This is a genomic window from Paraburkholderia rhizosphaerae, from assembly GCF_004366595.1.
Lineage (GTDB): Bacteria > Pseudomonadota > Gammaproteobacteria > Burkholderiales > Burkholderiaceae > Paraburkholderia > Paraburkholderia rhizosphaerae.
Genome location: NZ_SORE01000018.1, coordinates 73,459 through 97,802 on the forward strand (window position 1 = coordinate 73,459; position 24,344 = coordinate 97,802).

Here is a 24,344-nt window from a genome sequence, read left to right on the forward strand (position 1 = left end):
GAACTCCGTCATCGATGCGCGGTGCTCGCCACGCGTTTGCGTTCCGTTCATCGCTTCGTTCGCTTCATGCGTTGCGGAACGACTGTGTAGAACGGTCTGAACGGTCACCGGGATGCGCTGACCGCGTCACGCCACCGGCAGCCCCTCGTCCTCGCTCGACGGCGCGCGTGCGATCTCCCCGCGCGGCAGAACGAGTCGAAAAATAGCGCCATGCGGCGCGTTCGCGCTCGCGCACAGCCGGCCGCCGTGCGCCTCGGCGATCGCACGGCAAATCGACAAACCCATGCCGAGGCCATTCTGCTTCGTCGTGTAGAACGGATCGAAGAGGCGCGTGACCTCCACCGGCGGCAGTCCCGGGCCAGAATCCCGTACAGCGATCGTCACGTCATTCGATGTGTCCACAGCGGTGCTGATCTGCAATTCGCGCAATCCGACGCCGCGCGCGCTCATCGCTTCAATCGCATTGACGATCAGGTTGAGCATCACCTGCTGCAACTGCACGCGATCTCCGAGCACCGGCGGCAGCCCGTCGCCGAGCACCGTCAGTACCGAGACTTCGTGCTTCGCCGCTTCGCCCTGCGTCAGCTCGATTACTTCGCGCACCGCCTCGTTGATGTCCACCTGGTCCTTGCGCGGCGGCGCTTTCTTGACCAGATTGCGAATGCCGCTCACGATGCCGCCGGCCCGCATCGCCTCATTGACGATGTACTCGAGCGCCTGCCTGACCTCCTCGACATTTGCCGGCTTTGCGTCCAGCCAGCGTAACGCAGCGGATGCGTACGTTGCCGTCGCGGAGATCGGTTGCTGCACTTCATGAGCGATCGATGCGGTCAGTTGCCCCATCGTCGCCGCGCGGTTCAGGTGCGCGAGTTCCATCTGTACTTCGCGATAGCGCCGCTCGCTCACGCGCGCTTGCGCTTCGGCCCGTTTGCGCCCGGTCAGATCGAGTACGAACCCGACACCTTCGCTGCGCGCTGCTTCGAACATCGCGAGACCGATCAGCACCGGCACGCGGCTGCTGTCCTTCCTGAAGTATTCCTTTTCGAAGGGCTGCAATATTCCCGTTGTCTTAAGCTGCTCGGTGCGCTGAACGTCGCTGTCCCGCCATTCTGGCGGCGTCAGGTCCGTCCAGCGCATCCGCCCGGATACCAGGTCTTCGCGGTCATGGCCGACCATGCGAAGAAACGCTTCATTGGCCTCCAGGATGCGCCCGTCAAGATCGAAGATGATGATCCCGACAATGTTGGCATCGACGAGGCGCCGGATCCGCGCTTCGCGTTCCGCGAGATCGCGGTACAAGCGGGCATTCTCCAGCGTGATAGCGGCCTGCGAAGCCAGCAGTTCGAGCACGCTCACACGCTCCGGCGTGAACGCGCGGGTGGCCAGATTGTTCTCCAGATACAGCAGCCCAATCAACGCGGAGCGCCGCATCAACGGCAGGCACAACACGGACTTCGGCTGTCGGCTGACCACATGGTCGTCCGCCGAAAAGGGGTTGGCTTGTGTCGCGTCGTCGAGCAACACCCGCTCCTGGCTGCGCTGCACGTAGTTGACGATCGAGCCTGGCCAATCCGGCCCGCGCGCGGCCGACTGGGGGAGTGATGCCGCGGGCGCGGGCGGGTTCAGGTATTGCCGCACATGAATCGCTTTCTGCTCGACGCTCGCCTCGGCCACGAGGTCCGCGCGCTCGTCGCGCACGAGCAGCAACTGACCAGTCTGCGCACCCGCGGTTTCGAGCAGGATATGCATCAACGTATCGATCAGGTCCTCGAGCACGATTTGACCGGAGATCGCCTGCGACGCTTTGGTCACCGACAGCAGGTCCAGTTGCGCGCCATCGCCGGGCGCAGTCGCATGCGATACCGACGCTTCGCGCAACGGCGACATCCGCGCGTCGAGTTGCGCGACTTTGCCATGCGCGCCCAAACGCGCGAAACAACCGCGCGCCTCGTCAAGGTGCGCGCGCGCAGCGGTCGCCCATCCGCGCGCCACACATAATCCCGCGGCCAGTTCGTGCGCGACACCTTCGTTCAGCGTGAAGCCGTGCTCGCGCCCTGAAGCAATCGCCCTCTCGTATAGACCCATTGCATCGCTATCGCGCCCTTCGATGCGGGCGATCTCGGCCAACACCAACGCATGCCTGCCGGCGTAAGTCGGCGGATGCGTGTTCGCCCACGCGCGCAGTTGCTCCTCATGGGAGCTGAGCAGTTCACGCCACGCGCGCTGCCCGCCGGACGGCGCGCTTTCAAAAAGCGCCGCTACCGTCAGCGCGGTGTAGTAAAAGTACTCGACCAGCTCGACCTGATCGAAGAGCGCCCACAAACGCGGTTCCGCCTGTTTGGACGCGGCAAGTGCGGCCGCGTAATCGCCCGCCAGAAACCGCGCTTGCAGCTTGGTGACCCAGTACCAGCAAATCATCATCGTCATGCGGTCGTCGGTTAGCTGCGCCTCGAACGCGGCCTCGTCGAACTGCGCGTCGCTAAACGTGGCGAGGTTCGCGGTCCGGCCCTGCAGTGCCGCGATCAGGCGTTGCTGAGCGACGATCACGTCTTCGATGTCGCGAAACCGGGCTTTTCGCACGAAGTCGAGACCGCTCTGCGACTCGCGCCACACCGCATCGAGCGGATCGTTGCGCAGCAGCAGGGTCGTGTTGATCTGAAACGTGCTGTAGCAAGCGAACGTCAGCGTCCCTGTCTCGATCGCGGAACGAACGGCGGCCCGGTGAAACTCGATCGCATCGCCGACCGGCTCGGTCCACACGCAAACCCGTCCCATCGAGTGCTGGACCATCGCGCGGTAAGCGACGAAGCTGTGCTTTTCCGCGAGGTCATATCCGACTCGCGCGAAACGATAACCGTCGCGGTAGCGGCGAAACACCGGCCCAAGCGTGAAGCCCAGAAAACCGCACGCATGCGCGCAATTGCCGCTCGTCCCATGATGCACGCTAATGTTCACCATGCGGCACAACAGCAGGCAAAACAGATGGACGTCGGTGATGTACGCGGCTTCTAGCAGCGTCGAAAAGAGACGCATCGTGGTCTGCAGTTCCGGATCGGTCATCAGCGGAAGGTCGATCAGGCTCTCAATCGGCTGCTCGCCGAGATTGCGCCATACCGTGTCATATTCGGCCTCGACCTGTTGCTGGGTCGGATGCGCGGGAAAGTCGATACCGAACAGTCGCAGGCACGTGAGCCCGTGATCGACCGCCAGCGGATTCTCCGACTTCACGATATGCAGCAGCACCTTGCGTTCATAGACAGCCGCCACATCGATTTTCGATGCGCCACGCTGCAGTAGCTCCGCGATCAGCTGCTCGGCCTGAGCGAACTCGCCGGTCAGATACGCGCACTCCGCGCGCTCGAGGCGCAGGCTGAACATCAGCCGATACTGAGTGTCCCAATCGCTGTCGTCGAACAATGCGATACCGGCTGCCAGATAAACGCTCGCCGACGCGTACGCTGCCGACACTTTGGCCCGGTGCCCCGCACGCAGATCGAGCGCCGCCACCTGCGCTTTCTCGTCGCGCCCGATCACAAGCGCCGCGCCCCGGTTGTACTGGTTCGCGACGTCGAACACGTGCTCGGCGAGTTCTTCCGCGTTGAGATTCGCCAGCAGGGTGCGGCCGATGCGCAGGTGCGCTTCGGCACGGTCCGCTTCGGGGATCAGCGAGTAGGCAGCCTGCTGGATCCGGTCATGCAGAAACTTGCCGGTGCCGTTGCTGCAAACGATCAAGCTGGCGCGCACGGCCGTGGCCAGACCTTGCTCGGACTCGGAGAGACTCAAGCCGTGCCGGTCCTGCGTCGCGGCATGCCCGCTGACGAGCGCGAGATGCCGCAAATCGAACGTGTTGCCCAGGCACGCGGCCAACTGCAGTGTTTGTTGCGCGGCGCGTGGCAGTTGCCGCAGCTTGTCCACCATCAGGTCGACGACGTTGTCGGCAAAGTCCCTCGCATTGATCTGTGCGAGGTCCCACTGCCAGCCACGCTGCTGCGCGTCGCGCCGCAACAGGCCCTCCTTGTGGAGCGCATCGAGAAACTGGATAAAGAAGAACGGGTTACCCTGGGTGCGCTCGCAGACGAGCCGCGTCAGCGGCTCATAGGTGACAGGCGACGCATGAAGCGTGTCGGCCACCAGCTGATTCAGATGGACGTCCGTCAGCGGCGCGAGCCTGACGTCGATAACCGGCGCGCCGCTGTCGCGGATCGTCGCGAACACCGTCATTAACGGATGCGCGGCGCTCACTTCATTATCGCGGTATGCGCCGATCAATAGCAGATAGCGCGTGTCCGGGTGCGTGAGCAGATGCTCGATCAAAGCAAGGCTCGCCGCATCGATCCATTGCAGGTCGTCGAGGAACAGGACTAGCGGATGGTCCTCGCTCGTAAACACCGTGACGAATTGCCGGAACACCATGCGGAACCGGTTCTGCGCGTCGGTCGGCGGCAACGCGGTCACCGGCGGTTGCGGACCGATAATCAGCTCGACCTGCGGCAGTACGTCGACGATAAGCTGGCCGTTGACACCGACTGCCGCCTGGATCTGTTGACGCCATCCGGCGACCCGCGCCTCGCTTTCGGCGAGCAGTTGCTGCACCAGTTCGCGAAAAGCCTGCGTGAGCGTCGCATACGGCACATCGCGCTGGTACTGATCGAACTTGCCCGCAATGAAATAGCCATGCTTCGCGAAGATCGGCTTGCGTACTGCGTCGACCAGCGTCGACTTGCCGATGCCCGAGTATCCCGACACGGTCGCCAGCGCGGCCTGTCCGGTGGCGACCATCTGCTCGAACGCGCCGAACAGACGCCCCGCTTCCGCGTCGCGCCCGTACAGTTTGTGCGGCACCTGGAAGCGTGCCGGGACATCTTCGGCGCCCAGCGCAAACGCGTCGATGCGGCCCGCTGCTAGCCATTGCGCGAGACACTGGTCAAGGTCGGCGCGCAGACCCTGCGCACTTTGATAACGGTCTTCCGGTAGCTTGGCCAGCAACTTCATCACGATGTCCGATACCGGTCGCGGCACGTCGGGTGCGATCCCGGCCGGCGGAACCGGCACACGGGCGATATGGCAATGCGTCCATTCGAGCGGATCGTTTGCCTGAAAGGGCAACTGGCCGCTTAGCATCCGATAGAGCAACACGCCCATCGAATAGCAGTCGGTCCGGTAGTCGACCTGACGATTCATGCGGCCCGTTTGCTCAGGGGACACGTAAGCCCAATCGCCTGCGCAAGCGGTGGCGTCTTGTGCGGAGACGGCGCTCGATTCCTCCGCGGTCGCCATACTGAAGTCGACCATCAGGACCTTGCCGGTCTCGGGCTCGAACAGGATATTGGCAGGCCGGATATCGCGATGGATCACCCGCGCGACGTCGATGCCCGCCAACGCGTCGGCCAGATGCTGACCGATGCGCAGGCAAAGCGCGAGGTCCAGGCGCGGCTGCTGATCCAGATGAATCTCAAGCGACTCCCCTGCGAAGTCCTCGAGGACCAGCGCGGAACGGCCACGCTCATCGATCAGCGCAAGCGGTTTCGCAATACCCGCGACATCCAACGATTGCAGCAGCTGGTATTCGCGCTTCAGACGAGCGGATTGGGCCGGGTCGGCATAGTCCGCGGCCAGCTTCACCAGCACTGACGTTCCATCCGTCAGGCGGCCGCGATAGAGGTCCGCGCTCGCTGTCGCGCCGATCCGGTCATTGATCTGACAGTTCGCGATGGTCATTGCGTCCCCCTTTGTTCCGCTAGCGACTACGGCGAGACCTGTGCGTTGCGTTCCCCATATTGCCCAAAAGGCAGGTCCGGATGCGTGCTGGCCAGTATCGTCACCTGGGTGTCCGCAACGACTTGATGACTAGTCTAGTCGGTCGTCAATCAGTCAAGTGTCTGGATGCTCCTGCTTTCTTCGATGTTTTTCGAGCTTCTGCAGAGACGGGGAACGTTCTGTCAGTCGCGGCGACATTGCGTCGCCCGCATGACGTGCTCCGCTGAACTGCTGCCTGAATTCGACAGGCGTCATGCTTTTGGCGCTCTTGAACAGGCGGTTGAAATTCGCGAGGTTCGGGAAGCCCGAGCGCGATGCGATCACGGATATTGGCACGCGTGTATCGGTCAGCATCCGGCACGCATGTCCAATGCGCACACGCGTAATGTATCGGCCGACGCTCTCCCCTAAATGTCGCGTGAAATGGCGGGTTAGCGAGCGCTCCGACAGACCGGCCGCCTTCGCGAGCGCGGAAAGGCGCAGCGGACGCGCAAATTGCGTCTCTATCAGCGCAAGCACGCGATTGATCTGGTCCGGTTCATGGCCGCTTGCCGCGCCGGTTTGTGCATCAAATGCACTCGGAGATGCGAGCGGTGTTGCCGGAAGTTCAGAGAGAAGATCGAGGACCTCCAGCACAGCCTGTAGCCGCACCTGGGGTTTATCCGCCAGCAGGCGTTCAAGATGCGGCCGCATCAGCGCGCCAGCGCCGTGTTCGAACGCGAGTCCGCATGCGGCTCGTCGCAGCAGATCGCACAAGCCGACGTATTCCGGGCAGACATCGGCGAGTCGGCGCAGCCACGCGCCATCGAACCATATGACGATTGCGACTTGCGGCGCTTCGTCATCGATCGAGCGGTTCGACGCCCATGTATGCGGCAGATTGGGCGGCACCAGCACCAGATCGTCCGCGCCATACGACGCGACCGAATCGCCGATGTACCGCTTGCCCTGACTGTTCGTCGTCAGCGTGAGCTCGTATTCCGGATGGTGGTGCCATTCAAAAGGGATGCGGCGCAGCAGGCGATGGTAGACCCTGACCGAACAATCCTCGCCAAAATCGACACGTTCGTAAGCGGCTTTCATGTCCTGAAACAAGGAATCTTTGACCGGATAGTATCACTCAGATGCACGTGCGTCGCGTACGCTGCGATGTATCTGACACGTCACACGGAGACCATCAAATGGCACTGCAAATCGATGACCTGCCGGCGGCGATTCGCACCGCGAAGCGACAGCTTCGCGCGATGCTGCCCAACTACCGCGAAGTGTTCGCCGAGATGGAAGCGGCGATGACACAGCAAGCGCAGCATCTCGCGACGCTACGCGAGCGTGGCGAATCCGTGATTCCGGAAATCCGGTTCGACGACATTGTCGCGAACCGGGTCAGCGAACAGCAGATTGCGCTCGTCAAATCGCGAGGCGCCTGTGTGATCCGCAACGTATTCGAGCGATCGCTCGTCGAGCAATGGGACAACGACATCGCCGAGTATGTCGAGCGAAACAACCTCGACGCCAGGTTGCTGAACCGGGCGGAAGACAAATATTTTGGACAGCTCGCGTCCAGCAAGCCGCAGATTTACGGCGTGTACTGGTCGCGGCCGCAGGTGCTCGCGCGCCAATCGCCCGAACTCACGCAGACGCGCGTGTTCCTCAATCGTCTGTGGCGCACCGAAAGCGAAGGCCGGGTGCATTTCGATCCGGACCATGTTCCGGTCTATGCGGACCGCCTGCGCCGCCGGCCGCCTGGTTCGGCGTCGCTGGGTTTGTCCGCGCACTGTGACGGCGGCTCGGTCGAGCGATGGATCGAGTCGAATTTTCGCAACGTGTATCGCCACGTGTTCGCCGGCAACTGGCGCGATTACGATCCGTTCGATGCAGCGTGGCGCACCGAAGTCGAGGAGATTCCTTCGCCGGCCGTGTGCTCGATGTTCCGCACGTTTCAAGGATGGACGGCGCTAACGCCGCAAGGCCCCGGCGACGGGACCCTGCAGCTGGTGCCGATCGCGAACGCGATGGCCTACATCCTTTTGCGCGCGTTGCAGGATGACGTGGCTGACGACGACCTGTGCGGGGCGATGCCGGGTCGCGCGCTGTCGATCAAATCCGAATATCACGCGCCGCTGTTTCATGCGCTGTCTTCTATTCCGCTCATGCAAGCCGGCGACGCCGTGTTCTGGCATAGCGACGTGATTCATGCAGTCGAAGACGCGCACCGCGGCAACGGCTATAGCAATGTGATGTACATCGCATCCGTGCCGGCGTGTGCGAAAAACGATGCGTACCTGAAGCGGCAGCGGCCGAGTTTCATTGAAGGCATGAGTCCACCGGACTTTCCCACGGATCATTTCGAAGTGGACTTCGTTGGCCGCGCAACGGCAGAAGACCTCACGGCGCTTGGGCGTGTGCAGATGGGTTTTGACCTGTGAGCAATACAGGGCAACGGTGGCGCGATTTCCCCTGCGCGACAATGCGACGCAGCTCGCATCGACCGGCATCGGGAAATTGCTAATCGCATCGCTTCCCATCGGTCTGCAAACTAGTTATTGGCGCGCATGTTTTGCTGCGCCGCACAGCGCATGACTGCATCGAAAATCAACCATGGGGACGAAGACGATGACCTTTCGCTATCCCGGTCGACGCCTGGTTGGCAAAATGCCGTTTCAGCACGCGTCGGTAAAAACCCACAACCCGAACAATGGAAACGCCGCAGGCGAGCGAGCGCAGTCGGCGGTGCTCGCGGAGTTGCGGCGCCAGTCCGTACTGCATGGCCTGCTGGAGCTCACCTGTGCCGACGTGATGCGCGCGCCTGTCATCACCGTCAGGGCCGACGATACAAAGGAGTACGCGCAAACCCTACTGGCCCGCTATCGTTTCAAGCTGCTTCCGGTTATCGATGCATCCGGCCATCTTCTGGGCGTTGTGAGCCACTCGGATTTGCGGCGCGTCGTTGGCCATTTGCGGGCCGTTGGCGACGAATCGCCACTGCCCAACGGCACAGATGCTGTCGAGAGCGTGATGTCCAGCTCCGTCGCCACCGTGAGCTCAGATATGAAGCTAACGGACGTGGTTCGGCTATTTATGGCGAGGGGGCATCATCATCTGCCCGTCATCGATCGTGATCGCAGGATCGTCGGCATGCTGACCCAGTCGGATCTTTTCGCGATCATGTGCGAACTGAACCCGATGCGGTAACAGGTACGCCTACTGCTGCGTCCCACGATGCCGCGCGCCGTGCAGCGCAAGAAACCGGTCGAGTTGACTGGCAAAAGCCTTGCTGTCCCGCGCGCTGAACGGGGCGGGACCCCCGGTATCGATGCCCGCACTGCGCAGTTGATCCATCACATCGCGCATCGTCAGGCGTTCCTGAATGTTTTCGCGCGTGAACCAGACTCCGCGCGGATCGAGCACCTGTGCGCCTTTGTCGAGTGCCGCGGCGGCAAGCGGTATATCTGCGGTAATCACGAGGTCGCCCGACATGACCAGTTCAACGATACGGGCATCGGCTGCGTCAATGCCCGCCGGTACCTGAATCGATTTGATATACGGAGACGGTGGCGTACGTAAATATTGGTTCGCAACCAACGTCACCTGGACTTCAGCACGCCGCGCAGCCCGGAATAGCATCTCCTTGATGACGACAGGGCAAGCATCAGCATCGACGAGCACTTGCATGCAAGCAGTTCCAAAGCATTAGAAGACGCTTGTATATCACATGGAGCCGCAAATGGCCCGGTGAAATTCCGGCAACACTCAGGAGCGCGCGCGCGACGTGCGTCCTTCGAGCGCGTCAACGGCCGCCGCGTGCTGGCTCGCCGCATACTCACGCGGCGTCATTCCGTAGCGCTCCTTGAACGCGCGGCTAAAATGCGACGTGCTTTCGAAACCGCACTGGTACGCGACTTCCTGAATGGCGCCGTGCGGCGCGCCGCCAAGCAGCCGTGCCGCATGCTCCAGCCGCAGTGACCACGCATAGCGCATCGGCGACAGCCCTTTCGCTTTCAGTGCGCGCAGCAGGCTGCTGGTCGACATGTTCAACTCGGCCGCAATTCGCGCAGGGCTCAGTCTCCTGTCGCCGATGTGGCGCGCGATAACCTGCTTTGCACGCAGCACCGTCGCGACGCTCGCGCGTTCCGAGGCGCGCGTTCCGCGATCGCTAACCAGCACATCCATCAGATCGAGGCACTGCTCGGCCAGACGTGCAAGCAGTGGGTCGCTTGCCTTGCCGGCTTGCGAGGTCAGATTCAATACGAATTCGCGTACCGCACCGACATCCGCCGATGCCGGATCCGGACGAAACGCTAACGGAAAGCGGTGGCGAAGTCCGCGTTCGCGCAACGCGTCTTTGGGGACGCACAGCGCGGACATGCGAACCGGTTCGCACACGAACTCGTTGAACATATGTTGCGGATCGAGTACGACGACATCGCCGGGCTTAAACGTCGCTGTCTGTCCGCTTTGTTCGATTCGCAGCGTGCCGCTCTTCACGACCTTCACGATCAGTCGATCACCGTTCCATGGCGCACTGATGCGATGCAGGACAGGCGATACCGACTGCCACGCAACGTCGATGTTGACGATGCCTGTCTGCCCCGCCTGCGCCATGTCGATAGTCGACGGGCCGCGGCGGGACGCGTCGAACTTACAGTTCCAGCCTTGCTTCGATATTGCGTTGATCCACGCGTGACGCGTTATCGGCGTTGCATTCCACTTATGATCCTTGAAACACGGGTGCATTTCCATCGTTAGCTTTCCTGAAATTAACCATTGCTTCGATGCCTGCATAGCGACGGGCGCGAGACCCGGTACAGCACGTACGGTCATGCGCGCCTAACGCGCATAGCAGCGATCGTCCGTTTGCAGTCGCTAGTGGGCGTTCTTGCCCATTGTTCGACTTTTCGAAGATGATTAGCTGCCTCTCAAGCAATGCAGAAAGGTTGCTGCAAGTCGTATCGAGCTGGTCGGGCGCATCGCGGACCAGAAGTAAAGTCGAAAATTCGTGTGGGCTCAACATACGAAAACAGTATGCGATCAAAGCGCCCGAACAGGCGTGCATCGAGCGGTACAGACTGTTCGTCGTTGAGCACAAATGCCACCGCTTCGGATAACGCACTGCGTTACTCGTGCGGCTTCGTCGTGAAGAAGTCGACAAAGGCACGAATGCGCGCAGGCAACAGCGCGCGGTGCGGCATCAGCAGATTGACTTCGATCCCCTCCGGGATCCAGTCGGACATTGTCTTCACGAGTGCGTGACGATTCACATCGTCTTCCACCTGGACATCGGGCAACAGCGCGAGGCCGAGGCCGGACAACGTCAGTTGGCGCAGTATCGCGAGGCTGTTCACCCACACGTTTCCGGACACATCAAGGGTCAGTTGTTCACTGTCGCGCGAGAAGGACCAACGCTCGCTCGAGTTGGGCTGATCGCCAAGCATCAGGCAGTTGTGTGCATTGAGATCGTGTGGATGCTCAGGGAAGCGACGCTGTTCCAGATAGGCAGGACTTGCATAGACAGAGCGCTTGAGCACGCAAAGCCGGCGCACGACGAGGCCCGAATCCTGCACGTCGCCGGTCTTGATCCATACGTCGACGTCGCTTGCAATGAGTTCCACGAGCCGGCTGCCAGCGCCCGCATGGATCTCCATCGTGATGTCCGGATGCAGCGAAATAAATTCCGTGAACCACGCGGCATAGCGAAGCGCGCCGAGTTCGGATGGAACGGCGATGCGCAGTGGTCCGCCTGGCGACCGGCGCTGTTCGCTGACCATCTGTTCGGCTGCCGCGATCTCGTCGATCACGCGCGCGCACCGCTCGAAATAGGCTTTACCGATTTCGGTCGGATACAGCTTGCGCGTGTTTCGCTTGAGCAGCTGAACGCCGAGCTCCTCCTCCATCTTCTTGATACGCCGGCTTCCGGACGACTTCGGAATATCGAGCTGCAGAGCCGCCTTGGTCAGGCTTCCCTGACGCAATGCCTCGACAAAAAAGCGCATGTCGCCGAGTTCGATGCTCATCGTGTTCTCCTGTGCAACGGGGGATGCGGTTCCCTATCCGTGGCCACCAGACGAAGTCTCCGTGCAGTCATAGGGATACAACATGCCCCGAAGACATTTTTGCGTCGGCATATCGATAGACGATATCTCGCATTGCACAGAACCGATTTCGTCGGAAATATATCGGATCGGCGGTCAAATTGAAGCGACCTTGTCCGCAGGCCCGCCAGTGGCGCGCGCGGGGTCGCAGTGTGACCCGATCGGGCTGCGCGTGGCGACGATGAAACGGATGCGTGTCCTTGCCCGCGCAGACCGAGGTGGCAGTCGCCCGGATCCATTTCGTCCAGCAAGACTCGCCCGACGATGACGGATAAAATTCCTGCTAACGTTCCGCGTCGACGGACCTGCCGTTTTCTTCCTGTTCCCACGCCATGCCAAAGAACCGCCCGCATCCGAGCGACCCCAAGCCCAAAGCGAACGCGCGCGTCTCAGCGCCTGCTCCGGTGGAGGCCGACCGACCCCGGCCGATCGAACCGACGCTCACGCGCGGCGCTGGACTGGCCGACTTGCGCACGTTGCGCGACGCGCTCAAAGGTGACGCACAGCGCCGTGAACAGGAAACCGCTCGGGCGAAAAAAGCCAAACGCGCTGCCGACGCGGACGCTGAGCAATTCCGCCGGGAACTCGGCGAAGTCACCCCACTCGGCACCAAACCGCGCGCGAGCTTGTCTCGCACGCCACCTGTGCCGCTTCCTCTGCAAACGCGACTTGACGAAGCGGCGGTGCTAAACGAAGCGATCTCCGACGAATTCGACCCGGAGATGCTGCTCGACACGGACGAATCGCTGTTCTATCACCGCCCCGGCATCAACCAGGAAGTCGTTCGCAAATTGCGGCGCGGCGCGTGGATCGTTCAGGCGCAACTCGATTTGCACGGCATGCGCAGAGACGAAGCGCGAGATGCACTCGCGGAATTTATCCGCGACTCAAGCAAGCGCGGCTTGCGCTGTCTTAGAGTGATCCACGGTAAGGGCCTCGGGTCCATTGGAAAGGAACCGGTCCTTAAAGGCAAAGTACGCGCGTGGCTAGTGCAAAAGGAAGAAGTGATTGCCTTTTGCCAGGCCAGACCGCACGACGGCGGCGCAGGCGCCGTGCTGGTTCTGCTACAGCCCGGTGCGACCCCGCCCCAACCCAAAAACTAGAACGCCCCAAACCATTCCCCATGCACCCGCGACTCACGTTGGCCCTATCCGCGATGGAGGCAATCGCGATTCTCGCGTACGCGATTTCCGGCTTTATCGAAGCCCGCGCGCGCCGTCTCGATCCGATTGGAACATTTCTCGTCGCAATGGCCACTGCGTTCGGCGGTGGCACCGTACGAGACATCTTGCTGGAGCGCCGCCCGTTCTACTGGGTCGAACACCAACCGTATGTGATCGCGCTGTTTGCGGTGTCGTTCTTCTCGCCGATGCTGCTCAAGGCCGCTTCCGGCCTTTTCTCCGAACGCGTGCTTCTGGTCGCCGATGCGATCGGGCTCGGCCTCTTTAGCGTTTCCGGTACATCGCTAGCGCTCGATGCCCAGTTGCCGTGGTTCACCGCGGCCATGATGGGCGTCACAACCGGTGTCTTTGGCGGGGTGATCCGCGATGTGCTTTGCAACGAAGTCCCGCTAATCCTGCGCGACTCGCGCCCGTACGCAACCTGTGCGTTCGCGGGCTGCCTGCTTTATGTATTTCTCGAGCACATCGAGTTCGACACCGTCTATAGCGTGCTAATCGCGACGCTCTTCATCCTGCTGGCGCGGTTAGTCACGTTCAAATACGACATCCGCCTGCCGCATTGACGACGGCAACGCGAAAAGCGGATGGGCGGCGGCTGCCCGGCCGCCAATCGATTGAATCAATGCCGGGTCGTCCCCGCCTCGACCACAAAAACGTCCTTGCGCAATTGCGCCTCCTGCTCGGCTTTGCGCTTCATCATCCGTCCGCCCAGCAGGCTTTCGAACATATCGACATCGATCTGCGCCTGCGCCTCGGCGTCCGTCGCGAGTTCGCGAAGCAGCGTGAGGAAGCGCGCCCGATCGATCGACGGTGTGTCGAGGCTTTCGATCGCGCGAGCCAGCGACGACAGCTGCGAAAACTGATGGAGATGCCGGCGTCCGGTGAGCAGCGCTTCCTGCAAAAGGGCTGCGAGCAGATCGACGCGCTTCTGCGACAGAGGCTTCTTGGGAACCGAAGAGTTAGACGTCATGGTGCAATCTCCGAAATGCTGACTAATCGCCCGGCACGCGTGGATACCGGTAAGCGGGCAATGGCAAGAAAGACCGGAATCGTGTCGAAACCGGCCGTTGACACAACAAAAAAGGCCCTAAGCGCTGATCAAACGCATAGGGCCTTTGAGCAAACCATCAGCACCAGTCCTTAAGCAATCCGCTCTTCCGTCGCCGGGTCGAACAGCACCGCTTTGGAAACATCGAACAGCAACGACATCGTCTGCTCAGGCTGCGGATTCGCGCCCGGGTGCACACGGCTCACGATGCGTTTGCCATTCACTTGCGCAAACACCAGCGTATCCGGCCCGGTCGGCTCGATCACATCGACCTTGACCTCGACCTGCTGCAATTTTCCATCCGCCGTATCGTGAGCATGCCGCGGATCGGTAATGCGCTCCGGCCGCAAGCCCAGCACCACTTCCTTGCCGATATGCGAACGCACCTTCCCATCGAACGGCAGATTGAGCACCGTCTTCTTCACGCCGGTATCGAGTTCCATTCCGACACCCGATCCCTGCTCCACCACCTTGCCTTGAATGAAGTTCATCGGCGGCGCGCCAATAAACCCGGCAACAAACAGATTGGACGGTGAATCATAAATTTCCTGCGGCGCGCCGAACTGCTGCACGATGCCGTCCTTCATCACCGCGATACGATCGCCGAGCGTCATCGCTTCGATCTGATCGTGCGTCACATAGACGATGGTCGTACCCAGGCGCTGATGCAGCAGCTTGATCTCCGAACGCATCTCGATACGCAGCTTCGCATCGAGGTTCGACAAAGGCTCATCGAACAGGAACATCACCGGGTCGCGCGCCAATGCGCGGCCCATCGCCACGCGTTGCCGCTGACCGCCGGAAAGCTGCCCCGGCTTGCGATCGAGCAGATGCTGGATCTGCAGCATGCTCGATACGCGATCGACAATCTGCGTCTGCTCGCTCTTCGGCACCTTGCGGATATTCAGCCCGAACGAAATGTTGTCGCGCACCGTCATCGACGGGTACAACGCATACGACTGGAACACCATCGCGATGTCGCGATCCTTCGGCGACAGATTATTGACAGTCTTGCCATCAATCTGGATCTCGCCCTTGGTCACGGTCTCGAGGCCGGCGATCATATTGAGCAGCGTCGACTTCCCGCATCCCGACCCACCGACCAGAATAAGGAACTGACCATCTTCGATGTCGATGTTGACACCCTTCAAGACCGGCACCCCATTCGGGTAGGTCTTGTACACGTCACGGATGGAAAGGCTTGCCATGCTGTGAATCCTCTAGTCTCTGAACCTGCTCATTTAACTTTCGTTAACCCTTCACCGCGCCCGCTGTCAGGCCGCGCACGAAATAGCGGCCGGCGATCACATAAACCAGCAGCGTCGGCAGCGCCGCGATAATCGCGCCTGCCATGTCGACGTTGTATTCCTTCACACCGGTCGACGTGTTCACGAGGTTGTTCAACGCCACCGTGATCGGCATCGAATCGACGCCCGAAAACACGATACCGAACAGAAAGTCATTCCAGATCTGCGTGAACTGCCAGATCAGGCACACCATGAAAATCGGCAGCGACACGGGCAGCAGAATCTTCGAGAAGATCATGAAAAAGCCCGCGCCGTCGATGCGCGCCGCTTTCACCAGTTCCGCCGGGATGCTCACGTAGAAGTTGCGGAAGAACATCGTCGTGAACGCAATGCCGTACACCACGTGCACGACCACCAGCCCAGTCGTCGTATTCGACAGGCCGAAGTAGCCTTGTACGCGCGCCATTGGCAGCAGAATGGCCTGGAACGGAATAAAGCAGCCGACCAGCAGCATCGTGAAAATCGCGTCCGCGCCACGGAAGCGCCAGTGCGTCAGCACGTAACCGTTGAACGCGCCGATGATCGACGAGATCAGCACCGCCGGAATCACCATTCGCACCGAGTTCATGAAGAACGGTTGCATGCCGTCGCATCGCACGCCCGTACAGGCCTCGCTCCACGCCTTCACCCACGGCGCGAAGGTCCAGTGCGTCGGCGGCGTCAGCAGGTTGCCGCTGCGCAGCTGGTCGATATCCTTGAACGACGTCGACAGCATCACGTACAGCGGGAACAGGAAGTAAAGCGCAAACAGAATCAGCGCCGCGTAAATGACCGCGCGGCTGATGTTCATCTTAGGCTGCATTGCGGGTACCTCGCGATTCCAGATACATCAGCGGCACCAGCACGGCGACCACCGTCGCCAGCATCATCATCGACGATGCCGCACCCACACCCAGCTGCCCGCGGTTGAACGAAAACGTGTACATGAACATCGCCGGCAACGACGATGAGGTGCCCGGCCCGCCCGCCGTCAACGCGACGACCAGGTCAAAGGTCTTGATCGTGATGTGACACAGGATGAGCAGCACCGAGAAAAACACCGGGCGCATGCTCGGAATCACAATCTTCCGGTAAATGGTCGGCAGCGTCGCGCCATCCACTTGCGCGGCCTTGAAAATCTCGCTGTCCACGCCGCGCAATCCGGCGAGGAACAACGCCATCACAAAGCCCGTCGATTGCCAGACCGCCGCGATCACCACGCAGAAAATCGCCCGGTCCGGGTCGCCGAGCCAGCCGAACGAGAAGCTCGTCCAGCCCCAGTCGTTCAGCACCTTCTGGAAGCCGAGGTCCGGGTTGAGAATCCACTGCCACGCGGTACCCGTCACGATGAACGACAGCGCCATCGGATACAGGAACACCGCGCGCAACGCGCCTTCGTTGCGGATCTTCTGGTCGAGCAGAATAGCCAGCAACAGCCCGAGGCCGATGCAGATACCAATGAACGGAATGCCGAACCAGCCGAGATTTTTCGCGGACGTCCAGAACACGTCGTTATCGAACAACTCGCGATAACGCGCCAAACCGGCGAACTTGTAACTCGGCAACAGTTTCGAATTCGACAGCGACAGATAACCGGTGACGAGAATGAAACCGTAGACGAAGACCAGGCTGATCACGACGCTGGGCGACAACACCAGCTTCGGAATCCAGCGGTCGGCGAGTGCCGCCATCGGCGACGTGCGGCGCGCAACGGCAACCGTGCGCTTTGCGTTTCCGCTAAGAGAAGCAGTCACAACTCGACTCCTGGAACTATGCCGTCAGGGCCGGCGCTTTTCGTCGGAAGCTCCGGAAAAACGCGGCGCTTAAGCGGCCGAGGGCGCGACTGTCGTCGAACCGTCTTTGCCCGGAGCACGCTGATGCAACGCACGCAACGCAACTCCGGGCATTCTGCTACTGCACTACCACTACTTTAGTGCGTGAAGATACCAATTACTTCGTCTTCGCTGCCTTGGCCAGCGCTTCGACGGCGGTCTTCGAATCTTCCTGCGAGTTCATGAACTTGGTCACGACGTCGCTGATCGCACCTGCGGTCGCATCCGGCTGAGCCATGCCGTGCGCCAGCGACGGCACATAACCGCCGGCCTTGATCGCCGTCTGCTCATCCGCGTACGACTTCTTCGCGCAATCGTCGAACTTGTCCATCGGCACACCGAGGCGCACCGGGATCGAACCCTTGTACAGGCTGAACTGCTCCTGGAAAGCCGGGCTCATGATCGTCTTCGCGAGTGCGAGCTGACCCGGCGTCGCAGCCGATTGACCCTTCTGCTGGAAGAACACGAACGAGTCGACGTTGAACGTGTAGCCCTTTTCCGTGCCCGGCACCACCGCGCAGATATAGTCCGTGCCCGACTTCTTGCCGGCGTTCAGGAACTCGCCCTTCGCCCAGTCGCCCATGAACTGCATGCCGGCCTTGCCATTAATGACCATTGCGGTTGCGAGGTTCCAGTCACGGCCGGTGCGGCCTGCGTCGAAGTAGCCCTGGATCTTGCGGACCGTGTCGAACACCTGAACCATCTGCGGCGAGGTCAGCGTCTTCTGGTCGAGGTCCACCAGCGCCTTCTTGTAGAAATCCGAGCCTTGCGACAGCACGACGCCTTCCCACAGCGTCAGGTCCTGCCACGGCTGGCCGCCCATTGCGATCGGCTGGATGCCCGCGGCCTTCATCTTGTCGGCCACCGCGAAGAACTCAGGCCACGTGGTCGGCACCTTGCCGCCTGCCTTGTCGAGCGCGGCCTTGTTGATGTACAGCCAGTTCACGCGGTGCACCGAGAACGGCGCGGCGACATAGTGGCCGTCCGCGCGCATGATCTTGTCGATTTCCGGCGGAAGGTTCTTCTTCCAGTCGCCGGCGACGGAGTCGATATTTACCAGCACGCCTTGCGATGCCCAGTCCTGGATCAGCGGACCCTTGATCTGCGCGGCGCTCGGCGCGTTGCCCGAGATCACCTGGGTCTTCAGTGCGGTCATGGCCGCTGCGCCGGCGCCGCCGGCCACTGCGAAGTCCTTCCAGACGTAGCCCTGCTTCTGCAGATCATCCTTCAGCACGCCGACGGCCTTCGATTCGCCGCCCGACGTCCACCAGTGCAGCACTTCGACCTGCTCGGCCGCCTGCGCTACAGAGACGCCACACATCAGACCCGCAGCGCACAGAGCGCCCATGATCGAACGGAATTTCATTGCTTATCTCCTCCAGACACCTGAACTTAAACACGTTGAGCCCCTGCTGGACAGGGAGCTGGTTATGGTCGAAATCAAACAGGCAAACAACTGGACGAACGGGCACCAACGAGCGCTTTTTTCGTGCGCTTAGCTAGCCGATGATGTCCGGCCGCGGATGCTCAAGAGATGATTGACTCGGAATGCAACTTGACGTCTCCTCTTTTGCTTTTGTGCCTGCTCGCGTCGCGCGTTGCAGACTCGAGGCGCCGACCCGCATGCCGTTCGCTAAAGCCCCTGATGCCGCGGCAGCCAGAGCCGCGCGCTACATCGATAAGCATTTGTCGATAACATGCCGGGAAGCTTGGCTGACTCGGTGAAAACGCGCATTTCCGCAGGCCCCGCACGCTTTTTTCATCGAATGCACGCTACCTCTTGATTTGGATTGTAGTTAAACTACAATTCAGTGTCAAAAAAAATTTTATCGCACTACGGCCTGCTTTCAGCGCCTTGAAAGGCATCGCGGAGACTCATGCAAACGGATTCCAGCTTCACCTTCGTGCTGTTCGGCGGCACCGGCGATCTGTCGATGCGCAAAATTCTGCCTGCACTGTATGAAGCGCATCGCGCAGGCATGCTCGCGCCGGCCGGCAAGATCTTCGCCGTTGCGCGCCATATCGATGGGCGCGAACAGTATCTGCAATGGGTCAACGAACACGTGCGTGAGCATGTGTCGAAAGCGCATCTCGCGGAAGACACATGGAGCGCGTTCCTCGATCGCATCGACTTTGTCGGCATCGATCTGGGCAAGCCCGAAGACTTCGCGTTGCTGCGCGATGCGGTCGCGAATCTGCCCGGTACGCGCGTGTTCTATCTGGCGACCGGCCCGTCGCTGTTCGTGCCGATCTGCCGCGCGCTCGCATCGGTCGGGCTCAATCAGAATTCGCGCATCGTGCTTGAAAAGCCGCTCGGCTATGACCTGCGTTCGTCGAATGCGATCAACGATGCGGTCGGCGAAATCTTCGCCGAAGATCAGATCTATCGGATCGACCACTATCTCGGCAAGGAGCCGGTGCAGAACCTGCTCGCGCTGCGTTTCGGCAATGCGCTGTTCGAGCCGCTGTGGCGTCGAGACTGGGTCGAGAGCATTCAGATCACGATTGCCGAAGAACTCGGCGTCGAAGCGCGCGGCGATTTCTACGACAATACCGGCGCGCTGCGCGACATGGTGCAGAACCATTTGCTGCAACTGCTTTCGATTGTCGCGATGGACCCGCCGCATTCGATGGATTCCGATTCCGTCCGCGATGAGAAGCTGCGTGTGCTGCGTGCATTGAAGCCGATCGATCCGCGCGACATCAGCCGTGTCGCGGTGCGTGGCCAATATCATGCGGGCGTGATCCGCGGTGCATCGGTGCCGGCCTATGCGGCCGAGGCGGGTGTGCGGCCCGAAAGCACGACCGAAACATTCGTCGCGCTGAAGGCGGAAATCGAAAACTGGCGCTGGGCCGGCGTGCCGTTCTTCCTGCGTACCGGCAAGCGCCTGGCTGACCGCATCGCGGAGATCGTCGTCAACTTCCGCGCGGTGCCGCATTCGGCACTCGGCGCGACCGCCTTGCGCGCCGGCGCGAACCGTCTGGTGATCCGCCTGCAGCCGAATGAGACGATCCGCTTGTACTGTCTCGCGAAGAAGCCCGGCGAAGGGATGAACCTGTCTAGCGTGCATCTGGACCTCGCGTTCGATCAGTTCTTCCGCGAAGGTCAGATGGAAGCGTATCAGCGGCTGTTGCTCGATGTGATCAACGGCCGTCTCGCACTGTTCGTGCGTCGCGATGAACAGGAAGCCGCATGGCGCTGGGTCGAGCCGATTCTCAACGAATGGGCGGCCTCCGGCACGAAACCGAAGCCCTACGCGGCCGGCACCTGGGGTCCCGCGGCGGCCAGCGCGATGCTCGCGCAGCACAATACCTGCTGGCTCGAGGAAGAGAATTGAATGGTGGCGGCGCCTCGCACGCAGCAGCGCGCGGCGCCGCTATGCTTTTGTATCCTTATCATGTTCGGGGATGTCATTCACCACGCTGTTCCTAGACTAAACAAGAAAGCAGCACGGAGGAGAAGTCAATGATCCAGCTACATGCTTTCGACGACCCAGGCGCGCAGTCCGCCGCTCTGGCGAGCGCGGTCGGCAAGGCGCTACGCGCGTCGCTCGCCGCGCAGGCTGCCGCGCCCGGCGCGAGCGGTGCGCGTGCGACGCTCGCGGTGTCCGGCGGCACCAGCCCGCGTCCGTTCCTGCAAACGTTGTCCAACGAATCGTTCGACTGGTCGCTCGTCGATGTAACGCTGGTCGACGACCGTTGGGTGCCCGACACCGATAGCGCAAGCAACTCGCGCCTCGCGCACGAAACGCTGCTGCAGAACGCCGCGGCGCACGCGCGCTTTCTGCCGCTGGTCGACACGTCGACCACGCTGGAAGCGCACGTCGCCGCGCTGAACGGCGACCCGCAACGGCGCGTGCCGAACGTCGCGGTGCTCGGCATGGGCGAAGACGGCCACACCGCGTCGATCTTCGCCGACGCGCCCGAATGGGATTACGCGATCACCACGACCGATCACTTCGTCGCGGTGCATCCCGGCAGCGCGCCGCATGCGCGCATCAGCTGGTCGATGTCGGCGTTGAAGAAGATCGACCATCTGTTCCTGCTGATCGCCGGACCGAAAAAGATGGACGTGTTGAACGAAGCGTCCGCGACCCTGCAAAAAAAAGCCATTTCTCAGCTCGCAAACGACAAGGGGGTAAGACTCGATGTCTACTGGTGTGCCAACTAAAGCTGCCCCGCAAGCGGGCCAGCACGCCGATGGACCGAGGCTTCTCGCCGATGTCGGCGGGACCAATGCGCGCTTCGCGCTCGAAACCCGGCCGGGTGAAATCACCCAGGTGCAGGTCTATCCCTGCGCCGACTATCCGGGCATCGCGGACGTCATCAAGAAGTATTTGAAAGATACGAAGATTGGCCGCGTGAATCATGCGGCAATCGCGATTGCGAACCCGGTCGACGGGGACCAGGTTCGCATGACCAATCACGATTGGCACTTTTCGATCGAAGCGACGCGGCGTGCGCTGGGGTTCGACACGCTGCTGGTGGTGAACGACTTCACCGCGCTCGCGATGGCACTGCCGGGGCTCACCGATACGCAGCGCGTGCAGGTGGGCGGCGGCACGCGCCGGCAGAATAGCGTGATCGGCCTGCTCGGTCCGGGCACCGGGATGGGTGTGTCCGGTCTGATTCCGGCCGACGACCGATGGATCGCGCTCGGCAGCGAAGGCGGTCACGCGTCGTTTGCGCCGTCCGATGAACGCGAAGACCTCGTGCTGCAGTACGCGCGCAAGAAGTGGTCACACGTATCGTTCGAGCGTGTCGCGGCAGGGCCGGGCATTGAAGTGATTTATCGCGCGCTGGCTGCGCGTGACAAGAAACGCGTGGCGTCGACACTCGATGTGTCGGACATTTCGAAGCGCGGGCTCGAAGGCGATCCGCTTGCGGCCGAAACGCTCGATTGCTTCTGCGGCATTCTCGGCACCTTCGCCGGCAATATCGCGGTGACGCTGGGCGCGCTGGGCGGAATTTATATCGGCGGCGGGGTCGTGCCGCGGCTTGGCGAGTTCTTTGCGAAGTCGTCGTTCCGTCAGCGCTTTGAAGCGAAAGGCCGCTTCGAAGACTATCTGAAGAATGTGCCGACCTTCGTGATTACCGCGGAATATCCGGCCTTTCTCGGCGTATCCGCGATTCTCGCGGAGCAGTTGTCGAATCGCGCGGGCGGCAGTTCGTCGGCGGTATTCGAACGCATCCGGCAAATGCGCGATGCGCTGACGCCCGCCGAACGGCGCGTCGCGGATCTCGCGTTGAATCATCCGCGCTCGATCATCAACGATCCGATCGTCGATATCGCGCGCAAGGCCGATGTCAGTCAGCCGACGGTGATCCGCTTCTGCCGTTCGCTCGGTTGCCAGGGCTTGTCGGACTTCAAACTGAAGCTCGCGACCGGTTTGACCGGCACGATTCCGGTCAGCCATAGCCAGGTGCATCTCGGCGATACCGCCACCGACTTCGGCGCGAAGGTACTCGATAACACCGTGTCCGCCATTCTTCAGTTGCGCGAGCATCTGAATTTCGAGCATGTCGAAACGGCCATCGATCTGCTGAACAGTGCGCGCCGGATCGAGTTTTATGGGCTCGGCAATTCGAACATCGTCGCGCAGGACGCGCACTACAAGTTCTTCCGCTTTGGCATTCCGACCATCGCGTATGGCGATCTGTATATGCAGGCCGCGTCGGCCGCGTTGCTCGGCAAGGGCGATGTGATTGTCGCGGTGTCGAAGTCGGGACGCGCGCCGGAGTTGCTGCGCGTGCTTGAAGTCGCGATGCAAGCGGGCGCGAAGGTAATCGCGATTACGTCGAGCAATACGCCTTTGGCAAAGCGCGCGACCGTTGCGCTCGAAACCGATCACATCGAAATTCGCGAATCGCAGTTGTCGATGATCTCGCGCATTTTGCATCTGCTGATGATCGACGTGCTGGCGGTCGGCGTCGCGATTCGCCGTGCGGTGCCGGATGCCGAAATGAGCGAGACGGTTGCGAAAGCGCGCGAAGGTGCGGATGAAGAAACCAGTGCGGTGCTCGATTGGCTCAGCCACGGCGCGGCGGCCACGCCGAAGGATTGAACCGCTCGCTGATTTATTCGCTTTTGTTTGATCTCACGGAAAAACCGGCCTCGCTGGACAGGCCGGTTTTTTTACCCGTCGATTATTCGACGCAAAGCGCCGCCGCGCCGTATGCTAGCCAAGCTGCAATCCCGACAGCAGCGATTCCCAACGTATGAGACGATTCATGCATTCCCCACGCACGCATTGAATCTCTCGCATGTCGGATCTGATTTCCTTACCTGCCTCGACCCTTAACGAAGGCCGCGCGGCCCTTGCGCGACTCGACTCACTCGCCACCCACCAGCAGTACCGTCTTGCATCGTCCGGCCGCCACGTGATGTGGCGCGTTTTCGGCGATATCTATGAGAGGCCGCTCGTGCTCGTGCACGGCGGTCACGGCAACTGGACGCATTGGGTGCGCAATATCGAAGCGCTCACCGCATCGCGCGCGGTATGGGTGCCCGATCTGCCGGGCTATGGCGATTCGGACGCATTGCCCGATGGCGCGCGCTTCGACGATCTGATCGCAGCGACGCTCGAGTCGCTCGACGCACTCGTCGGCGCATCGACCGAAATCGATCTCACCGCGTTTTCATTCGGCGGCGTCGTCGCCGCGGCGCTCGCATGCCGCAGGCCGGTTGGCCAGCTGGCGCTGGTTGGCAGTGCGGGACATGGCGGCAAACGTCGAGTGCAACGCGAATTGCTGAACTGGAAAAAGGTCGACGCGGAAGACGAACGCCGCGCGATGTTCGACGCGAATCTGAAGTCGTTTATGCTGCACGACCCGGCGATCGCGGATTCGCTCGCACTGACGGTCTATGAGCAAGCGTGCCTGAAAACGCGCTTTCGCAGCAAGGACGTGTCGCTAACGGACAATCTCGCCGCGCTGCTGAAAGAGGCGAATGTCGATACGCTGCTGCTGTGGGGCACACACGATGTAACCGCCGCTGAACCGCAACGGTTCTCCGAGCGTCTGCGCACGGAAGGCGTGCGACACGCGTTTGGCATGGTGGAGAATGCGGGCCACTGGGCGCAGTTCGAAGCGGCAGATGAAGTGAATCGGCGGCTTACCGCGTTCTTTTCGAAGGGCTAGCTGCATGCGCG

18 protein-coding genes and 1 pseudogene are annotated in these 24,344 nt (G+C 61.4%); 9 read left to right on the plus strand and 10 right to left on the minus strand.

Annotated elements, in window-relative coordinates:
- Positions 1-126: 126 nt before the first annotated feature.
- Positions 127-5,718 carry an ATP-binding sensor histidine kinase gene (locus BX592_RS22285; protein WP_134194572.1) on the minus strand — a complete coding sequence of 1,864 codons (5,592 nt, stop codon included), beginning with the start codon at positions 5,716-5,718 and terminating at the stop codon, positions 127-129.
- A gap of 153 nt (positions 5,719-5,871) precedes the next feature.
- The gene (locus tag BX592_RS22290; protein ID WP_134194574.1) at positions 5,872-6,840 is read right to left on the minus strand and encodes a helix-turn-helix domain-containing protein; all 969 of its coding nucleotides are present in this window, start codon (positions 6,838-6,840) and stop codon (positions 5,872-5,874) included.
- A 98-nt stretch (positions 6,841-6,938) separates the two neighbouring features.
- Here BX592_RS22290 and BX592_RS22295 point away from each other — a divergent pair, with 98 nt between their 5' ends.
- Both BX592_RS22295 and BX592_RS22300 read left to right on the plus strand, forming a co-directional pair.
- On the plus strand, positions 6,939-8,183 hold the full coding sequence (locus BX592_RS22295; RefSeq protein ID WP_134194576.1) for a DUF1479 domain-containing protein: 1,245 nt from the start codon (positions 6,939-6,941) through the stop codon (positions 8,181-8,183).
- 172 nt (positions 8,184-8,355) lie between these two features.
- Positions 8,356-8,949: a CBS domain-containing protein gene (locus BX592_RS22300; RefSeq protein ID WP_134194578.1), complete on the plus strand. Its 594-nt coding sequence runs from the start codon at positions 8,356-8,358 to the stop codon at positions 8,947-8,949.
- Between the two features lie 9 nt (positions 8,950-8,958).
- On the opposite strand, the gene BX592_RS22305 is transcribed toward BX592_RS22300, so the two are convergent.
- The 3 genes from BX592_RS22305 to BX592_RS22320 form a co-directional block, all read right to left on the minus strand.
- Positions 8,959-9,429 (minus strand): YaiI/YqxD family protein, encoded by a 471-nt coding sequence (locus BX592_RS22305; protein ID WP_134194580.1) that lies wholly within the window; start codon positions 9,427-9,429, stop codon positions 8,959-8,961.
- 78 nt (positions 9,430-9,507) lie between these two features.
- Positions 9,508-10,497 (minus strand): AraC family transcriptional regulator, encoded by a 990-nt coding sequence (locus tag BX592_RS22310; RefSeq protein ID WP_166676424.1) that lies wholly within the window; start codon positions 10,495-10,497, stop codon positions 9,508-9,510.
- A 374-nt stretch (positions 10,498-10,871) separates the two neighbouring features.
- On the minus strand, positions 10,872-11,768 hold the full coding sequence (locus BX592_RS22320) for a LysR family transcriptional regulator (protein WP_134194586.1): 897 nt from the start codon (positions 11,766-11,768) through the stop codon (positions 10,872-10,874).
- 410 nt (positions 11,769-12,178) lie between these two features.
- Here BX592_RS22320 and BX592_RS22325 point away from each other — a divergent pair, with 410 nt between their 5' ends.
- On the plus strand, positions 12,179-12,949 hold the full coding sequence (locus BX592_RS22325; RefSeq protein WP_134194588.1) for a Smr/MutS family protein: 771 nt from the start codon (positions 12,179-12,181) through the stop codon (positions 12,947-12,949).
- A gap of 20 nt (positions 12,950-12,969) precedes the next feature.
- Positions 12,970-13,590 carry a trimeric intracellular cation channel family protein gene (locus BX592_RS22330; RefSeq protein ID WP_134194590.1) on the plus strand — a complete coding sequence of 207 codons (621 nt, stop codon included), beginning with the start codon at positions 12,970-12,972 and terminating at the stop codon, positions 13,588-13,590.
- A 56-nt stretch (positions 13,591-13,646) separates the two neighbouring features.
- On the opposite strand, the gene BX592_RS22335 is transcribed toward BX592_RS22330, so the two are convergent.
- The 5 genes from BX592_RS22335 to BX592_RS22355 form a co-directional block, all read right to left on the minus strand.
- Complete coding sequence (locus BX592_RS22335; RefSeq protein ID WP_134194592.1) at positions 13,647-13,997, minus strand: hypothetical protein; 351 nt, start codon at positions 13,995-13,997, stop codon at positions 13,647-13,649.
- Positions 13,998-14,167: 170 nt separating this feature from the next.
- Positions 14,168-15,283, minus strand: a complete 1,116-nt coding sequence (locus BX592_RS22340; RefSeq protein ID WP_134194594.1) for an ABC transporter ATP-binding protein — start codon at positions 15,281-15,283, stop codon at positions 14,168-14,170.
- 43 nt (positions 15,284-15,326) lie between these two features.
- Positions 15,327-16,184 (minus strand): carbohydrate ABC transporter permease, encoded by an 858-nt coding sequence (locus BX592_RS22345; protein WP_134194596.1) that lies wholly within the window; start codon positions 16,182-16,184, stop codon positions 15,327-15,329.
- On the minus strand, positions 16,174-17,115 hold the full coding sequence (locus BX592_RS22350) for a carbohydrate ABC transporter permease (protein ID WP_134194598.1): 942 nt from the start codon (positions 17,113-17,115) through the stop codon (positions 16,174-16,176). Before BX592_RS22350 ends, BX592_RS22345 begins: the two co-directional genes overlap by 11 nt.
- A gap of 196 nt (positions 17,116-17,311) precedes the next feature.
- Complete coding sequence (locus BX592_RS22355) at positions 17,312-18,559, minus strand: ABC transporter substrate-binding protein (protein WP_134194600.1); 1,248 nt, start codon at positions 18,557-18,559, stop codon at positions 17,312-17,314.
- A 511-nt stretch (positions 18,560-19,070) separates the two neighbouring features.
- On the opposite strand from BX592_RS22355, the gene zwf reads away from it, so the two are divergent.
- The 5 genes and pseudogenes from zwf to BX592_RS22375 all read left to right on the plus strand — a co-directional run bounded on the left by zwf (position 19,071) and on the right by BX592_RS22375 (position 24,333).
- Positions 19,071-20,531, plus strand: a complete 1,461-nt coding sequence (gene zwf, locus BX592_RS22360) for a glucose-6-phosphate dehydrogenase (protein WP_134194602.1) — start codon at positions 19,071-19,073, stop codon at positions 20,529-20,531.
- Positions 20,532-20,659: 128 nt separating this feature from the next.
- Positions 20,660-21,364 (plus strand): annotated as a pseudogene (gene pgl, locus BX592_RS22365) (6-phosphogluconolactonase); the annotation flags it as partial.
- The gene (locus BX592_RS22370) at positions 21,342-23,258 is read left to right on the plus strand and encodes a bifunctional transcriptional regulator/glucokinase (protein WP_134194606.1); all 1,917 of its coding nucleotides are present in this window, start codon (positions 21,342-21,344) and stop codon (positions 23,256-23,258) included. The pseudogene pgl and the gene BX592_RS22370, both read left to right, overlap by 23 nt.
- Entirely contained in the window at positions 23,255-23,416 is a 162-nt protein-coding gene (locus BX592_RS33950; RefSeq protein WP_166676426.1) for a hypothetical protein, read from the plus strand. The genes BX592_RS22370 and BX592_RS33950 overlap by 4 nt, the downstream gene beginning before the upstream one ends.
- A 41-nt stretch (positions 23,417-23,457) precedes the next feature.
- The gene (locus tag BX592_RS22375; protein WP_243849673.1) at positions 23,458-24,333 is read left to right on the plus strand and encodes an alpha/beta fold hydrolase; all 876 of its coding nucleotides are present in this window, start codon (positions 23,458-23,460) and stop codon (positions 24,331-24,333) included.
- Positions 24,334-24,344 lie beyond the last annotated feature (11 nt).

Bases quoted from the DNA above. Each gene is read 5' to 3' on its own strand.
- BX592_RS22285 (WP_134194572.1), bottom strand. From the start codon at position 5,718: ATGACCATCGCGAACTGTCAGATCAATGACCGGATCGGCGCGACAGCG.
- BX592_RS22290 (WP_134194574.1), bottom strand. From the start codon at position 6,840: ATGAAAGCCGCTTACGAACGTGTCGATTTTGGCGAGGATTGTTCGGTC.
- BX592_RS22295 (WP_134194576.1), top strand. From the start codon at position 6,939: ATGGCACTGCAAATCGATGACCTGCCGGCGGCGATTCGCACCGCGAAG.
- BX592_RS22300 (WP_134194578.1), top strand. From the start codon at position 8,356: ATGGGGACGAAGACGATGACCTTTCGCTATCCCGGTCGACGCCTGGTT.
- BX592_RS22305 (WP_134194580.1), bottom strand. From the start codon at position 9,429: ATGCAAGTGCTCGTCGATGCTGATGCTTGCCCTGTCGTCATCAAGGAG.
- BX592_RS22310 (WP_166676424.1), bottom strand. From the start codon at position 10,497: ATGGAAATGCACCCGTGTTTCAAGGATCATAAGTGGAATGCAACGCCG.
- BX592_RS22320 (WP_134194586.1), bottom strand. From the start codon at position 11,768: ATGAGCATCGAACTCGGCGACATGCGCTTTTTTGTCGAGGCATTGCGT.
- BX592_RS22325 (WP_134194588.1), top strand. From the start codon at position 12,179: ATGCCAAAGAACCGCCCGCATCCGAGCGACCCCAAGCCCAAAGCGAAC.
- BX592_RS22330 (WP_134194590.1), top strand. From the start codon at position 12,970: ATGCACCCGCGACTCACGTTGGCCCTATCCGCGATGGAGGCAATCGCG.
- BX592_RS22335 (WP_134194592.1), bottom strand. From the start codon at position 13,997: ATGACGTCTAACTCTTCGGTTCCCAAGAAGCCTCTGTCGCAGAAGCGC.
- BX592_RS22340 (WP_134194594.1), bottom strand. From the start codon at position 15,283: ATGGCAAGCCTTTCCATCCGTGACGTGTACAAGACCTACCCGAATGGG.
- BX592_RS22345 (WP_134194596.1), bottom strand. From the start codon at position 16,184: ATGCAGCCTAAGATGAACATCAGCCGCGCGGTCATTTACGCGGCGCTG.
- BX592_RS22355 (WP_134194600.1), bottom strand. From the start codon at position 18,559: ATGAAATTCCGTTCGATCATGGGCGCTCTGTGCGCTGCGGGTCTGATG.
- zwf (WP_134194602.1), top strand. From the start codon at position 19,071: ATGCAAACGGATTCCAGCTTCACCTTCGTGCTGTTCGGCGGCACCGGC.
- BX592_RS22370 (WP_134194606.1), top strand. From the start codon at position 21,342: ATGTCTACTGGTGTGCCAACTAAAGCTGCCCCGCAAGCGGGCCAGCAC.
- BX592_RS22375 (WP_243849673.1), top strand. From the start codon at position 23,458: ATGTCGGATCTGATTTCCTTACCTGCCTCGACCCTTAACGAAGGCCGC.